Source organism: Streptomyces albidoflavus (assembly GCF_000719955.1).
GTDB lineage: Bacteria > Actinomycetota > Actinomycetes > Streptomycetales > Streptomycetaceae > Streptomyces > Streptomyces albidoflavus.
Window position 1 is genome coordinate 78,380 of record NZ_JOII01000017.1, and the last position, 14,933, is coordinate 93,312.

Annotated in this window: 13 protein-coding genes; 2 read left to right on the forward strand and 11 right to left on the reverse strand. The window is 72.5% G+C overall.

Annotated elements, in window-relative coordinates; genetic code table 11:
* Position 1: 1 nt before the first annotated feature.
* From IF45_RS0118850 to IF45_RS0118865, 4 genes are read right to left on the reverse strand one after another with little or no spacing between them, the layout of a single operon-like run.
* Positions 2–1,381, reverse strand: coding sequence for an NADH-quinone oxidoreductase subunit D (locus IF45_RS0118850; RefSeq protein ID WP_008409042.1), 1,380 nt, complete (start codon positions 1,379–1,381; stop codon positions 2–4).
* Complete coding sequence (locus IF45_RS0118855) at positions 1,381–2,136, reverse strand: NADH-quinone oxidoreductase subunit C (RefSeq protein WP_018893914.1); 756 nt, start codon at positions 2,134–2,136, stop codon at positions 1,381–1,383. The genes IF45_RS0118850 and IF45_RS0118855 overlap by 1 nt, the downstream gene beginning before the upstream one ends.
* Positions 2,133–2,687: a NuoB/complex I 20 kDa subunit family protein gene (locus IF45_RS0118860; RefSeq protein WP_003948736.1), complete on the reverse strand. Its 555-nt coding sequence runs from the start codon at positions 2,685–2,687 to the stop codon at positions 2,133–2,135. The genes IF45_RS0118855 and IF45_RS0118860 overlap by 4 nt, the downstream gene beginning before the upstream one ends.
* A gap of 51 nt (positions 2,688–2,738) precedes the next feature.
* Positions 2,739–3,098, reverse strand: coding sequence for an NADH-quinone oxidoreductase subunit A (locus IF45_RS0118865; RefSeq protein ID WP_003948737.1), 360 nt, complete (start codon positions 3,096–3,098; stop codon positions 2,739–2,741).
* An 870-nt stretch (positions 3,099–3,968) separates the two neighbouring features.
* On the opposite strand from IF45_RS0118865, the gene IF45_RS0118870 reads away from it, so the two are divergent.
* Positions 3,969–4,757, forward strand: coding sequence for a C40 family peptidase (locus IF45_RS0118870; protein WP_008409046.1), 789 nt, complete (start codon positions 3,969–3,971; stop codon positions 4,755–4,757).
* Between the two features lie 97 nt (positions 4,758–4,854).
* Here IF45_RS0118870 and IF45_RS0118875 read toward each other — a convergent pair whose 3' ends face one another.
* Positions 4,855–6,141 carry a geranylgeranyl reductase family protein gene (locus IF45_RS0118875; RefSeq protein ID WP_008409051.1) on the reverse strand — a complete coding sequence of 429 codons (1,287 nt, stop codon included), beginning with the start codon at positions 6,139–6,141 and terminating at the stop codon, positions 4,855–4,857.
* Positions 6,142–6,243: 102 nt separating this feature from the next.
* Here IF45_RS0118875 and IF45_RS0118880 point away from each other — a divergent pair, with 102 nt between their 5' ends.
* A complete protein-coding gene (locus IF45_RS0118880; protein ID WP_030308501.1) occupies positions 6,244–6,750 on the forward strand; it encodes a GNAT family N-acetyltransferase in 507 nt (168 codons plus the stop codon).
* Between the two features lie 637 nt (positions 6,751–7,387).
* On the opposite strand, the gene IF45_RS0118885 is transcribed toward IF45_RS0118880, so the two are convergent.
* From IF45_RS0118885 to IF45_RS0118910, 6 genes are all read right to left on the reverse strand, one after another.
* Positions 7,388–8,083: a demethylmenaquinone methyltransferase gene (locus IF45_RS0118885; RefSeq protein ID WP_010638970.1), complete on the reverse strand. Its 696-nt coding sequence runs from the start codon at positions 8,081–8,083 to the stop codon at positions 7,388–7,390.
* Positions 8,084–8,150: 67 nt separating this feature from the next.
* Positions 8,151–8,783 (reverse strand): imidazolonepropionase-like domain-containing protein, encoded by a 633-nt coding sequence (locus tag IF45_RS0118890; protein WP_030308504.1) that lies wholly within the window; start codon positions 8,781–8,783, stop codon positions 8,151–8,153.
* Positions 8,784–8,797: 14 nt separating this feature from the next.
* A complete protein-coding gene (gene mqnC, locus IF45_RS0118895; RefSeq protein ID WP_003948743.1) occupies positions 8,798–9,997 on the reverse strand; it encodes a cyclic dehypoxanthinyl futalosine synthase in 1,200 nt (399 codons plus the stop codon).
* A 42-nt stretch (positions 9,998–10,039) separates the two neighbouring features.
* Positions 10,040–10,699 (reverse strand): flavin reductase family protein, encoded by a 660-nt coding sequence (locus tag IF45_RS0118900; protein WP_030308505.1) that lies wholly within the window; start codon positions 10,697–10,699, stop codon positions 10,040–10,042.
* A 132-nt stretch (positions 10,700–10,831) separates the two neighbouring features.
* The gene (locus tag IF45_RS0118905; protein WP_030308507.1) at positions 10,832–11,560 is read right to left on the reverse strand and encodes a prepilin peptidase; all 729 of its coding nucleotides are present in this window, start codon (positions 11,558–11,560) and stop codon (positions 10,832–10,834) included.
* Positions 11,557–14,496: an AfsR/SARP family transcriptional regulator gene (locus IF45_RS0118910; RefSeq protein WP_030308508.1), complete on the reverse strand. Its 2,940-nt coding sequence runs from the start codon at positions 14,494–14,496 to the stop codon at positions 11,557–11,559. Before IF45_RS0118910 ends, IF45_RS0118905 begins: the two co-directional genes overlap by 4 nt.
* Between the last annotated feature and the right edge of the window lie 437 nt (positions 14,497–14,933).

Consider the following 14,933-nt stretch of genomic DNA (forward strand, 5'->3'; position numbering starts at 1 on the left):
GTCACCGGTCGACGCCTCCCATCACGGGGTCGATGGACGCGACGGCGACGATGACGTCGGCGACCTGGCCGCCTTCGCACATGGCCGCCACGGCCTGGAGGTTGGTGAAGGACGGGTCGCGGAAGTGGACCCGGTAGGGGCGGGTGGTGCCGTCGGAGACGACGTGCGCGCCCAGTTCGCCCTTGGGCGACTCGACGGCGGCGTACGCCTGGCCGGGCGGGACCCGGAAGCCCTCGGTGACCAGCTTGAAGTGGTGGATCAGGGACTCCATCGAGGTGCCCATGATCTTCTTGATGTGGTCGAGGGAGTTGCCGAGGCCGTCCGGGCCGAGGGCCAGCTGCGCCGGCCAGGCGATCTTCTTGTCGGAGACCATGACCTCGCCGGGCTCGCGGAGCCGGTCGAGACACTGCTCGACGATCTTCAGCGACTCGCGCATCTCGGCGAGCCGGATGAGGAACCGCCCGTAGGAGTCGCAGGTGTCGGCGGTCGGCACCTCGAAGTCGTACGTCTCGTAGCCGCAGTACGGGTCGGTCTTGCGCAGGTCGTGCGGCAGGCCGGTCGAGCGGAGCACCGGCCCGGTGATGCCGAGCGACATGCAGCCGGCCAGGTCCAGGTACCCGATGCCCTTCATGCGGCCCTGGAACAGCGGGTTCCCGGTGGCGAGTTTGTCGTACTCGTCGATGTTCTTGCGGAGGGTCTTCACCCCCTCGCGGACCTGGTCGAGGGCGCCGGCCGGGAGGTCCTGGGCGAGGCCGCCGGGGCGGATGAACGCGTGGTTCATGCGCAGGCCGGTGATCAGCTCGAAGAGGTCGAGGACCACTTCGCGGTCGCGGAAGCCGTAGATCATGATGGTGGTGGCGCCCAGCTCCATGCCGCCGGTGGCGATGGCCACCAGGTGCGAGGAGAGCCGGTTCAGCTCCATCAGCAGGACACGGATCACCGAGGCGCGGTCGGGTACCTGGTCCTCGATGCCGAGGAGCTTCTCCACGCCGAGGCAGTAGGCGGCCTCGTTGTAGAAGGGGGTCAGGTAGTCCATGCGGGTGACGAAGGTGGTGCCCTGCGTCCAGGTCCGGTACTCGAGGTTCTTCTCGATGCCGGTGTGCAGGTAACCGATTCCGCAGCGGGCCTCGGTGACGGTCTCGCCGTCGATCTCCAGGATCAGCCGCAGCACGCCGTGGGTGGACGGGTGCTGGGGACCCATGTTGACGATGATGCGCTCGTCGTCGGACTTGGCCGCGGCCTCGGCGATCTCGTCCCAGTCGCCGCCGGTCACCGTGTAGACGGTGCCCTCGGTGGTCTCGCGCCCGGCCGAGTAGCCGACCGCGTCCTCCTCGGCGGCGGTTGCGTGCCCGGCCTCCTGCCGGGGGTGGGAAGTGCTCATCAGCTGTACGACCTCCGCTGGTCGGGAGCCGGGATCTGGGCGCCCTTGTACTCGACGGCGATGCCGCCGAGCGGGTAGTCCTTGCGCTGCGGGTGGCCCTGCCAGTCGTCGGGCATCATCAGCCGGGTCAGCGCGGGGTGGCCGTCGAAGATCAGGCCGAAGAAGTCGTACGCCTCGCGCTCGTGCCAGTCGTTGGTCGGGTAGACCGGAACCAGCGAGGGGATGTGCGGGTCGGCGTCGGGGGCCGAGACCTCCAGGCGGATCAGCCGGTTGTGGGTGATCGAGCGCAGGTGGTAGACGGCGTGCAGCTCGCGCCCCTTGTCCTCCGGGTAGTGCACGGCGCTCACCCCGGTGCACAGCTCGAAGCGGAGCGCCGGGTCGTCCCGCAGGGTGCGGGCGACGCGCAGCAGGTGCTCGCGCTCAATGTGGAAGGTGAGTTCGCCCCGGTCGACCACGGTGCGGTCGATGGCGTTCGCCGGGAGCAGGCCCTGCTCGTCGAGGGCGCCTTCGAGTTCGTCGGCGATCTCGTCGAAGACGCCGTACCCCTCGCGGGAGGTGGGGCCGCCGTAGGGCCGGCTGGCCGGTCCCGGGAGCGAGACGGTGCGGACGAGGCCGCCGTACCCGCTGGTGTCGCCGGTGTCCTGGGCGCCGAACATGCCCCGGCGGACGCCGATGACGTCGCCGCCCTCGCGGCGGGCGGCCGGGAGCGCGGACTCCTCGCGCGGCTCCTCGGGGTCCTGGTGGGTGTCGCTCACCGCAGCAGCCCCTTCATCTCGATGGTGGGCAGCGCCTTGAGGGCGGCTTCCTCCGCCTCGCGGGCCGCCTCCTCCTTGTTGACGCCGAGCTTGGAGCTCTGCACCTTCTGGTGGAGCTTGACGATCGCGTCGACGAGCATCTCGGGGCGCGGCGGGCAGCCCGGCAGGTAGATGTCGACGGGGACGATGTGGTCGACGCCCTGGACGATCGCGTAGTTGTTGAACATGCCGCCGGAGGAGGCGCAGACGCCCATGGAGATGACCCACTTGGGGTTGGGCATCTGGTCGTAGACCTGGCGCAGTACGGGCGCCATCTTCTGGCTGACCCGGCCGGCGACGATCATCAGGTCGGCCTGCCGGGGCGAGCCGCGGAAGACCTCCATGCCGAAGCGGGCCAGGTCGTAGCGGCCGGCGCCGGTGGTCATCATCTCGATGGCGCAGCAGGCGAGGCCGAACGTGGCCGGGAACATGGACGACTTGCGTACCCAGCCCGCGGCCTGTTCGACGGTGGTGAGCAGGAAACCGCTCGGAAGTTTCTCTTCGAGTCCCATGGGTGGCTCTCAGACCCCTCTATCCCTCGTGATCCCTCGTGGGCGTGCGGTTCAGTCCCATTCCAGGCCGCCGCGGCGCCAGACGTAGGCGTAGGCGACGAAGACGGTGAGCACGAAGAGGAGCATCTCGACGAGCCCGAAAAGCCCCAGGGCGTCGAAGCTCACGGCCCAGGGGTAAAGGAAGACGATCTCGATGTCGAAGACGATGAAGAGCATCGCCGTCAGGTAGTACTTGATGGGAAATCGCCCACCGCCGGCCGGAGTCGGGGTCGGCTCGATGCCGCATTCGTAGGCTTCGAGCTTGGCCCGGTTGTACCGCTTCGGTCCGATCAGGGTGGCCATGACCACGGAGAAGACCGCGAAGGCCGCCCCCAGGGCTCCCAGTACGAGGATGGGCGCATACGCGTTCACCGCTCCTCGCTCCTCTCAGTCGGCACTGACTGCATTCGGCGACGTGGGCCCCTCGGCGATTCCGCCCGATCCGCCCCGCACGCCCACGAAGATCGCGAACATGTGAGGCAGTTCACAAGCCCAACTGCCCCGCATCCTATGCCTGCCGTCCTGTGATCTGCGACACGGGGGTCGCCAACGTCTTTGTGATCTCCACCACCTGACGAAGGATCATGAAGTCGGATGAGCGGTGATCTTCACACGTGAAGCACCCGAGTGATCACCAGAGGTGACATCTTCGATCATCGGAGCAGGTGGGAGGGGGTTTCGCTAGCAAGATCGTCTGTCCGGAGCAACTTTGCGATGGACACCCCGGCTTGATATAGGGACAGGCCATCTATCCGGCCACACGCAAGCGGAGCTTCACCCTCCGGCCGACTCGGGACGGACCGGCGAAAAGCGGACTCCTCGCCACCGCACCTCCGCAAGCGCTCCGCACCGGGTCCGGGACTCCTCCGCACCGGTGCGCGTGCACACGTTCACGAGCGCGCGGGACGCAGCTGACGCAGTGACCGTTCCGTGACCTGCGCCACGTCGCCAGGGACGGCCGAATCCGGGGCTTGGCCATCCGCCCACTGCGGTGGTATGCCGTGGGCAATTCGGGCGTAACGCGGAAAACCAGTGATCACACGCATGATCACGACGGCCCGTTTTGCCCGTTGTGGCGTCAATAAGGGCTCGTGCGCCGCGCGTTCGGCGGGCAAAACGGACAGCTGTGGCGCACCCCACGTTTCTTGTGGGTAACCGGACGACCCTGGTAGCGGTTGTCCCATGTCCCACTCCGCTCCCATACGCAGCCACCGGAAGCCCCGCCGCCGCAGCACGTCGACCATGGCGCTGCGAGCCGGAGTCGCCGGTGGCGTCCTCAGCACCATCGCGGTCGCCGGCAGCGCCAACGCCGCCACGGCCGCCGAACCGGTCACCGAGACCATCGAGATGCCCACGCTGACCGCCACCCTCACCTCGAAGGCGGCCCTCTCCGCCGAGGCGACCCAGCAGGCCGCCGACGCGTACCAGTACCGCGCCGAGCAGCAGTCCGCGGCCGAGAAGGCCGTCAAGGACGCCAAGAAGGCGCACAAGGCGGCCGAGAAGAAGGCCGAGGCCGCCGCCAAGAAGAAGGCCGAGGAGCGCGCCGCCGCCGCCGAGCGGGCCGCCCGCAGCGCCGAGCGCACCGACCTGTCCGGTGTGCAGACCGCCGCCGCCACCTCGTCGTCCACGGGCTCCAGCGCCTCCGCGCCGAGCCAGGACGTCCCGGCCCCGGCCTCCGGCTCCGTCGCCTCGGTCATCAGCTTCCTCCAGGCGCAGGTCGGCGACGCCTACGTCATGGGCGGCACCGGCCCCAACTCCTGGGACTGCTCCGGCCTCGTGCAGGCCGCCTTCAAGCAGGTCGGCGTGGACCTCCCGCGCACCTCGCAGGAGCAGTCGACCGCCGGCACCCAGGTCGGCACCTCCAACCTCCAGGTCGGCGACATCCTCTACTGGGGCGGCCAGGGCTCGGCGTACCACACCGGCGTCTACATCGGCGACGGCAAGTACCTCGACGCCGCCAACCCCTCCAAGGGCGTCGTCATCCAGGACCTCTCCGGCTACCCGGCCGACGGCGCGGTCCGCGTCCTGTGAGCTAGCGGTACCCCCGTCCCCAGAACACGCGAGGGCCCGCCTCCCTGAAGGGAGGCGGGCCTTCCGCTGTGCGTACGGGCCCTGCCCGCACCCGGCGTCACGCCTTCGGCGCGACCTTGGTCAGGCCGTTGATGACGCGGTCCATCGCGTCGCCGCCGGTGGGGTCGGTGAGGTTGGCCAGCATCTTGAGGGTGAAGCGCATCAGGACCGGGTGGGTCAGGCCGCGTTCCGTGGCGAGTTTCATGACCTTGGGGTTGCCGATGAGCTTCACGAAGGCGCGGCCCAGGGAGTAGTAGCCGCCGTAGGTCTCCTTGAGGACCTTCGGGTAGCCGAGGAGGGCGCGTTCGCGCTGGGCCGGGGTGGAGCGGGCGTGGGCCTGGACGATGACGTCGGCGGCGATCTGGCCGGACTCCATGGCGTAGGCGATGCCCTCGCCGTTGAACGGGTTGACCAGGCCGCCCGCGTCGCCGACGAGGAGCAGGCCCTTGGTGTAGTGCGGCTGGCGGTTGAAGGCCATCGGGAGGGCGGCGCCGCGGATCGGGCCCGTCATGTTCTCCTCGGTGTAGCCCCACTCCTCGGGCATGGAGGCGGTCCACGCCTTCAGCACCTCGCGCCAGTCCAGCTCCTTGAAGGAGGCGGAGGTGTTGAGGACGCCGAGGCCGACGTTGGAGGTGCCGTCGCCCATGCCGAAGACCCAGCCGTAGCCGGGCAGCAGCCGGTCCGGGCCGGGGCCGCGCTTGTCCCACAGCTCCAGCCAGGACTCCAGGTAGTCGTCGTCGTGGCGGGGCGAGGTGAAGTACGTGCGGACCGCGACGCCCATCGGGCGGTCCTCGCGGCGGTGAAGGCCCATCGCGAGGGAGAGCCGGGTGGAGTTGCCGTCGGCGGCGACCACCAGCGGGGCGTGGAAGGTGACCGGGGTCTTCTCCTCGCCGAGCTTGGCCTCGACGCCGGTGATGCGGCCGGTGCGCGGGTCGGTGATCGGGGCGCCGACGTTGCACCGCTCGTGGAGGCGGGCGCCGGCCTTCTGGGCCTGGCGGGCGAGCTGCTCGTCGAAGTCGTCGCGCTTGCGGACCAGTCCGTAGTCCGGGAAGGAGGCGAGATCCGGCCAGTCGAGCTGGAGGCGGTGGCCGCCGCCGATGATGCGCAGGCCCTTGTTCCGCAGCCAGCCGGCCTCTTCGGAGATGTCGATGCCCATCGCCACCAGCTGCTTGGTGGCGCGCGGGGTGAGGCCGTCACCGCAGACCTTCTCGCGCGGGAAGGCCGTCTTCTCCAGGAGCAGGACGTCGAGTCCGGCCTTGGCCAGGTGGTAGGCGGTCGTCGAGCCGGCCGGCCCGGCGCCGACGACGATGACATCCGCGGTCTGTTCGGTGCGGGGCTCGTTCACTGCTGGCTCTCCCCGGGACTGGGTTATCGGGTGCCGTCCGGCACGGGACAGGTGCAGTCTATGCAGCGGTACCTGTCACCGAACTGAAGGGCCGCACCGAAGATGACCAACCCTCCGCCCGCGATCGGCCTGCGCGTCCCCACCGAGGAGGACGCCTATGCCTGGCACCGGGCGTTCGACGACCCCGAGGTCATGGAGTTCCTCGGCGGGAAGTCCGCCGAGCGTTCCGTCTACGAGGAGATGACCGCCCGCCAGCGCCGGCACGACGCCGAACACGGCTTCTGCTTCTGGACGCTGACCGATGCCCGGGGTGAGGTGCTGGGCTTCACCGGTGCCCAGCCCTGGCCGCACGACTGGAGCCCCGCCGTGGGGCAGATCGAGATCGGCTGGAGGTTGACGCGGTCCGCGTGGGGCCAGGGGTACGTGACCGCCGCTGCCCGCGAGACGCTGGAGCGGGTGCGGGCCGCCGGGGTCGAGGAGGTGGTGGCCCTCGTCGACGCCGCCAACCATCGTTCCTCCGCCGTGGCTCGGCGGCTCGGTATGGGTGGGCCCGAGGAGTTTCGTACGCCCTCGGGCCGTGCCGCCCTCTGCTACCGGCTCAAGCTCTGACGGGGGTCGGGGTGGGCTGGGCTGGGGCCGCCCTGGCCTTTGGCCTCAAGCGCCGGCCGGGCTGATTTTTCGGCTGGGCTCCGTCCCGACCGTGCCGGTCACCGATTGGCCTCAAACGCCGGCCGGGCTATGAGGGTCGCGGTGCGTTCGCCGGTTGGGTCGGGCGGGGCCGCACCGGGGTACCTCCTCACAAACTGCCAGGTGCGGGGTCAGTCGCTTCAAGACGGCCGAGCACGGCAGTTTGCTGCGGGGGCACCCCGGCACGACCCCACCCTTCCGTCTCGTCGGCGTCGTCCCGCCGGTGGGAGGGAAAAGACAAGGCCGTCACCCATCGATCTTTGTGGCGAGCGAGAGCGACGACGGTGGTCACTGTGGAGAGGCCCTGTATCGGTGACGGCCTCAATCCCACTCTCCGGCGGTTGGCCGCGTACGAGACCGTGGGGTGGGGACGTGTCGGGGTGCCCCCGCAGCAAACTGCACACACGGCCGCCATACTCCAATTGACCCCGCGGCACGGGCGAAGGCCGGCACCCCCAGTCGCGGCGCAGCCACACCACAGCCCGGCCGGCGATTGAGGCCAGTCGGTGGCGGGCGCCGGCGCTAGGCGGCGCTTTCGGGGTGGTCGGAGGGGGCGGGCTCAGGGAGCCTTGTAGCCGCGGTGGAGGGCGACGATCCCCCCAGTGAGGTCGCGCCACGCGACCCTGCCCCAGCCGGCCTTCTGGAGCAGCCCGGCCAGCGCAGGCTGGTCGGGCCACGCGCGGATGGACTCGGCGAGGTAGACGTAGGCGTCCGGGTTGGAGGAGACGGCGCGGGCCACCGGCGGCAGGGCGCGCATCAGGTACTCGGTGTAGACCGAGCGGAACGGCGCCCAGGTCGGCTGGGAGAACTCGCAGATCACGACCCGGCCGCCGGGCTTGGTCACCCGGTACAGCTCGGCGAGGGCGGCCGAGGTGTCCTGGACGTTCCGCAGGCCGAAGGAGATCGTCACGGCGTCGAAGGTGTCGTCGCGGAAGGGGAGCCGCATCGCGTCGCCGGCCGTGAACGGCATCCAGGGGTGGCGCCCCTTGCCGACCTGGAGCATCCCGAGCGAGAAGTCGCAGGGCACGACGTACGCCCCGGCGCGGGCGAAGGGCTGCGAGGAGGTCGCGGTGCCGGCCGCCAGGTCGAGGATCTTCTGCGCGGGCCGGGCGTCGACGGCGCGGGCCACCTCCTTCCGCCACAGCCGGGCCTGCCCCAGCGACAGCACGTCGTTGGTCAGGTCGTAATGGGCCGCCACGTCATCGAACATCGAGGCGACTTCCTGCGGCTGCTTGTCCAGAGATGCACGCGTCACCCCGCCATTGTGCCTCCGGCCGCCGCGCGCCCCGGGGCCGGGCCACCCCCGGCGTGCCCCGCCCCGCTCAGCGAGCCCGGTGCACCAGCCGCCCGGCCAGCACGGTCGCCACGCAGGCGGCGGCTCCGCCGTCCCGCAGGGCGGCGGCGTCGGGCACGTCGAAGGCGGCGAGGTCGGCCCGGACGCCGGGGGCGAGCGGGACGCCGGAGAGGGCGTCGTGGCCGCCCGTGAAGGGGTCGAAGGACACCGGGCCCGGAGCCGAAGCCGGCCCGGGGACGACGGAGACCCCGGACCGCGCCAGCGCCGAGCGCACGGCCGGGTCGGTGACCGCTCCGGCCACCCGGGTCACACCGTGCCGCAGCAGCCGCTGGAGGCCGCGCCGGACGCTGCCGGACCGGCGGGTCCGGTCGGGGGCGAGCCGGGCGAGGGCGTCGCCGGTGAGCGGGGTCTCGCCGAGCTGGTCGTACTCGCGCGGGTCCGGGTGGTAGGCCGCCTCCAGCAGGGGGACGGCGCGGGCGTGGGTGAGGCCGGTGGTGAGCAGGCCGGGCCAGGCGCGGACGCGGGCGCCGGGGTGGGCGGCGGCCAGGTCCGCGCGGGGGCCGACGGCCAGCACCGCCTCGCCCTGGACCAGGACGGCGCCGTCCGGCAGCGGAGCGGCGCCGGGCGGCAGCAGCAGCGGGGCGGTGTGGAGGGTCAGCACGGCAAGCGGCCCGGTCAGTTGGGGGCGAGCAGCTTCAGTTCGGGGTGAGCCGTGCCGCCGTCGATGGCGATGGAGGAGATGTGCGAGGCCACGCGGTCGTCGACCGGGTCGTTCGCCGGGTCGTCGTGGACGACGAGGTGCTCGTAGGTGGTGGCGCGCTGGGCGGGGACACGGCCGGCCTTGCGGATCAGGTCGATGATCTCCAGGCGGTTGGAGCGGTGCTTGGCACCGGCCGAGGAGACGACGTTCTCCTCCAGCATGATCGACCCGAGGTCGTCGGCGCCGTAGTGCAGCGACAGCTGGCCGACCTCCTTGCCGGTGGTCAGCCAGGAGCCCTGGATGTGCGCGACGTTGTCGAGGAAGAGCCGCGCGATGGCGATCATCCGCAGGTACTCGAAGAGGGTCGCCTGCGTGCGCCCCTTCAGGTGGTTGTTCTCCGGCTGGTACGTGTACGGGATGAAGGCGCGGAAGCCGCCGGTCCGGTCCTGCGAGTCGCGGATCATCCGCAGGTGCTCGATGCGCTCGGCGTTGGTCTCGCCGGTGCCCATGAGCATGGTCGAGGTCGACTCGACGCCCAGCCGGTGGGCGGTCTCCATGATCTCCAGCCAGCGCTCGCCCGACTCCTTGAGCGGGGCGATGGCCTTGCGGGGACGGACCGGCAGCAGCTCGGCGCCGGCGCCCGCGAAGGAGTCCAGACCGGCGGCGTGGATGCGCTCGATGGCGTCCTCGACCGTGGTCTTGGAGATCCGCGCCATGTGCTCGACCTCGGAGGCACCGAGCGAGTGGATGACCAGCTCGGGGAACTCCTTCTTGATCGCGGCGAAGTGCTTCTCGTAGTACTCCACGCCGAAGTCCGGGTGGTGGCCGCCCTGGAACATGATCTGCGTGCCGCCCAGCTCGATCGTCTCCGCGCAGCGGCGCAGGATGTCGTCGAGGTCGCGGGTCCAGCCCTTCGCGGTGTCCTTCGGCGCGGCGTAGAACGCGCAGAAGCGGCAGGCGGTGACGCAGACGTTGGTGTAGTTGATGTTCCGCTCGATGATGTACGTCGCGATGTGCTCCGTACCGGCGTACCGGCGGCGGCGTACGGCGTCGGCGGCGGTACCGAGGGCGTGCAGCGGGGCGTCCCGGTAGAGCGCCACCGCCTCCTCGGGGGTGATGCGGCCGCCCGCCGCGGCACGGTCGAGGACGGACTGGAGGTCGGCCTTCTCGGTCACGCGGCTGACACCTCTCGGCGCGGGGAACTGGTCCCCGTCAGCCTACGCTCTTCTGTTTTGCGTGGTTCGCTCGCCTCCGGGCCGCTGGTGGGGCATCTCCCAGCCGTCCGCCAGCCGCGAGGAGCGCAGCCGTTGGCCGCCGCCGTAGAACTCGCAGAACTTCATGATCAGCGGGTCCCAGCCGTCCGGGTCCACGTGGTGCGTGCCCGGGATGACCAGGCCCTCCTCCACGTGGGTACGCACGACCTCGACCTGGAAGGCGGTGGCGTGCATCCCGGGGCCGCCGAAGGGGTGGGAGGCGACGACCCGGCACTCCAGCTGGATCGGGCACTCGGCGACGCGCGGGGCGCGGACCAGCTCGCCGGGCTGCTCGGTCAGGTGCGCGGCCGCGAACTTCTCCGGCTCGTACCGGTAGCCCTGCCTGGCCTTCCTCTCCGGGACGTCGGGTCTGCCGGTGGTGAGGGCGAGGCGGTCGACCGCGTCCGCCAGGGCCGGGGAGGGGAGGCTGAGGACGCACTCGCCCTCCCGCAGCAGGTTGGCGGTGGTCCGGGCCACGTCGCCGAGGCCGAGCATGGCGTACCGCCCGAGCCACCAGGCGGAGGAGATCGGCGCGAGGTTGGCCGTGCCGTCCTCGTTGCGGGTGCCGACCAGCACCACCGGGGTGCCGAAGTAGAGGACCTTGAGCCCGGGGACGACGTGCATGGGCGGTGCCTCTCGCGGAGTCCGGCGGAAGGTCCGCGCGCGGGGGGGCGCGGCCTCTTCGACCCTCTCGCGGGCGGGGCGGCGACGCTGGCGGGAATGCGACCTGGCGTTTCCGGGCGGCTGCCGCCCGGCTCAGGCGGCAGCCGCCCCCGCGACGAGCAGCACGCCGTACGCGCCGGCCAGCAGGCTCGGGCCGAAGGCGAAGGCGGTGCGGCGGCCCGCGCCCTTCGCCAGGACGAGAAAGAGGCCGTGGACCGCGCCGACGAGCAGCCCCGCGAAGGCGCCGAGGAAGACGGCGCCCAGGCCGTACCAGCCGAGGGCGGCGCCGAGGGCGAGGCAGAGTTTCACGTCGCCGAAGGCGAAGCCGTCCGGGTTGATCAGGAAGGGGACGAAGGCGCCGCCGCCGAGGGCGAGCAGGCCGTACAGGGCGCCGAGCCAGGAACCGGCGGCGCCGGGCAGGGCGGCGGCCACCCCCAGCAGGGCGAGGACCCCGGCGGCGAGCGGCAGGGTCAGGGGGTCGGGGAGCCGCATCACGCGCAGGTCGACCACGGCGAGGAGCAGGCCGACGGGGGCGGCGAGCAGCCAGACGGCCAGTTCTGGGCGCGGCCCGGTGGTGAGGGCGAGGCCGGCGCAGAGGGCGGCGGCCAGCAGTACGGGGAGCGCCCGGCGGCCCAACGGCGTACGGCAGTCGGGGCAGTTGGGCCCGCCCAGCCAGCCGCCGAGCGGGTGGCCCTGGGGGCAGGCGGTGTGCCACTCCTCGCCCGCCGGGGCGGCGAAGCGGTACGCGGCGCGGGGCAGCAGCGCGCCCCAGCCCGCGCCCCAGAGGGCGGCGAGCGGGGCGAGCCATAGGGGGCCGGTCACCCGGCGGCGGACGCGGTGTCGCGCCAGGCCGGGAGCAGCTCGTCGAGGAGGGCCTCGGTGCGCGGGGGCAGGCCCCGGGCGCCGCTGCGGGTCACCAGGTCGGCGGCGCGGCGGGCGAGGGCCTCGGTGTCGCCGCTCGCGTGGGTGGCGCGGAGCAGTTCGTTCCAGAGGCGCTCGTCGTCGGGGGCGGTGGACAGGGCGCGCTCCAGCGCCTCGATGGCCTTGCCGGCGCGCTCCTTCTCCAGGTGGAAGGCGGAGAGGGCGAGGCCGATGTCGGCGACGAGGAGCGGGAGCTGGGCGTCGACGATCTCGTGCGAGAGCCAGCCGTACCGTCCCTCGGGCCGGTCGGCGAGGAGCGGGCCCCGGACCAGGCCGAGGGCGTCGGTGAGGGCCCGGCCGCGCACGGCACGGTCGGTGGCACCGCGGCCCTGGGTGGCCTCGTGGTAGAGCGAGCGGAGCACGTCGAGGTCGGAGACGACCGACTTGGCCAGGTGGAGGCGGCCCGCCTCGTCGGTGGTCAGGCGCGGCGTGCCGTCCTCGTCGGTGCCGAGCCAGTCGCGCAGCCGGTCCACCAGGGCGTCCCGCACGTCCTCGGTGACCCCGCGCGGCCAGAGCGCCGAGGCGAGCACGCGGACGTGGACGCCCTCGCGGTGCAGCAGGAGCTGGGCCAGCGCCTCGTGGAGCAGGAGGGAGCGGGAGCCGTCGGGCGCGTCGATGCCGATGATCTCGTACGGGCCGACCATGCGGGCGTAGACGGCCGGGCGGCCCTGCTCGGTGACGTCGACCAGGAAGGGCGGCGGGGCGGCGCCCGGCTCGGGCTCGTGGTCCGGGTCGGCGGTGGTGAACAGGTCGACCAGGGCGCGCTGTTCGGCGGCCTCGACGCGCTGGGCGTCCAGCTCCAGGCCGAGCAGCGGGGCGAGCAGGCGGCCTTCCGGGGTGATCTCCATCTCCCAGGCGGCGCCGGGGAGTTCGCCGCTCTCGGTGCCGATGAAGTAGCCGAAGCCGAGGCGCGGGGCGTCGGCGGCCAGTTCGGCGAGGCGGGTGGCCTCCTCGGCGGTGGGCTCGGCGGCCAGCAGGACCAGGTGCGGGGCCCAGCGGGTGTGCTGGGCCGGGCCGGTGCGGCCGGTGAGGACCGAGTCGTGGCCGGCGGTGCCGAGCGCGCCGCGCCGCTGGCGGGTCTCGGCCTCCATCGTCTCCAGCAGGGCGGGGACCCCGTCGAGGTGGCGCAGCCGGGTCGGGGCGATGGCGGTCAGCTCCTCGCCGAAGCCGACCAGGGTGACGGTCATCCGGTCCGACCAGCCGCTGGTGGCGAGTTCGGCGGCGACCGAGGCGAAGACGGCGTCCCGGTCGGCGGCGGCGCCGCTCAGCGAGACGATGCCGGGGACGGCCTCCAGGTTGAGCAGGAGGCGCGAGTCGTCGAGCGTGCCGAGCGAGACCAGGCCCGGGAAGGGCGCGGCCGCCTCGCTGTCGCCGTACCGCTCGCCGTCGGCCCGCGCCAGCATCCAGAAGGTCTCGTCCTGGCCGGTCTGCCACGGCGCGGGCGGCTCACCTGCGGGCTGGGCGAGCTGGAGGTGGAGGTCGCCGTCGCTGAGCCAGGCCGCGTAGACGGTGGGCAGCGGGCGCGACTCGTCGGCCAGCGAGGCGGCGAGGCCGCGCAGCGAGCGGTCCAGGAGGCGTACGCCCTCGGGGTCGGCGCCGATCAGCAGGGCGTCCTGGACGTCGGCGGCGGAGCCGGCCGGAACCGGCGGCTCCATGCCGCGGCGGCCGCCGACGGCGCTCATCGCCGACTGCCACAGGGCGGCCCGGCGGCGCCGGCCGAGGGCGCCGAGGAGGCCGGCGGCGAGCAGCGGCGCGGTGATCAGGGCCTCGGGGAGGCCGAAGGAGAAGCCCTCGGCGGCCGGGGCGGCCACCTGGGGCTGCTCGGCCGGGCGTTCCGTCGGGATCGAGATCTGCTGGGTGTCGCGGTCGGTGGCGCCAACGTCGGGCTTCTGCTCCTGGGCGGCCGAGCCGCCGCCGGTGGCGGTGTCACCGGACTTGGCGTAGTCGGCGATCTGCTCGCGGAGCTCCTCGGAGACCTTGGGGGCCTCGTCGGGCATCTCGACCAGTTCGCCGCCGGTGGCGTCGGCGGGCATCTCCATGATCCAGCCCGGCCGGATGAGGCTGGCCTCGGAGAGCCGCGAACCGTCGGGCTGCACCCGGTCCTTGTTGAGCTGGTAGATCTCGTGGTAGCGGCGGCCGTCGCCGAGGTGACGCTCCGATATCTCCCACAGGGAGTCGTGGTGGCGGCCCTCGGGCGGCTGGATGCGGTAGTACTTCGTGTCGCCCTTGGCCGCGCTCGGCTTCGCCGCGGCCTGCTCCGCCTGGGCGCCCGCCTGTTCGGCGACGGCGGAGGCGGCCGACTGGGCGGCGGCCCGGTCCTGGCCGAAGAGGCCCGGGGTCTGCTGGGCGGCAGCGGCGGCGGGCTGCTGGTGCCCTTCCAGCTGCTGGCCGAGCTGGCCCAGACCGGGCGAGAAGCTGGCGGCGGTCGCGCCCAGGAGCAGGACGGCGGCGACCAGTTGACGTGCCAGCGCCTGGCTCGGGCCCGCGCCCGGCACCCGGGAGGGCAGGCCCACGCCGGAGAGCGCCGCCTTCACCTCGACCAGCACACAGGCGGTGAACTGCGCCCAGGCGAACCACACCACGACCGCGAGCACGTTCAGGAAGGTGTCGACCGTGATCTCCCGCTGGAGCATGTCCAGCGAGGGCGCCTCGTCCGGCAGCGGCCAGCCGATCACGGAGGCCAGGGCCAGCGGCACGCCGACCACGAGCACGGCCAGCGCCAGGAAGGCGAGGACCGCCTTGGCGAAGTCGCCGAAGGTCCGCCGCGTGCGGGGCAGCGGCTGGGGCTGCGGCTGTCGCGTCGAGCGCGTCGAGCTTTGGGGGGTGCGGCGGGCCATGGGCACAGTCCTGTGGACGGGGTACGGGGGCGGCCTGGGCCGCCTGTCGTACGGGGTCGGGTGGGTTTGGCTTGAGCCTACTTAGTCGGCTTGACCCTGTCGAAGGGATGCGGGGCCGGCCCCGCGAATTTGGGGGGGGTGAGCTTGGCGTCCCTGGCTGTAGGGACCGGGCAGGGGGGGTTGGTGGTTCCCTGCCGGGGGAACTTGGGGGCTTCTGGGCTGGCTTGCCAGGGCTGGGCTTGTGGTGGCCTCAAGAGCCGGCCGGGCTGTCTTGTGGGTGGGGTGTGGCTGCGCCGCGGCTGGGGGTGCCGGTTGTCGCCCGTGCCGGTCACTGATTGGCCTCAAACACCGGCCGGGCTGTGAGGGTCGCGGGTCGTTCCCCGCGTGTGCCGGGCGGGGCCGGGCCGGGGTACCTCCTCACAAACTGCATGGTGCGG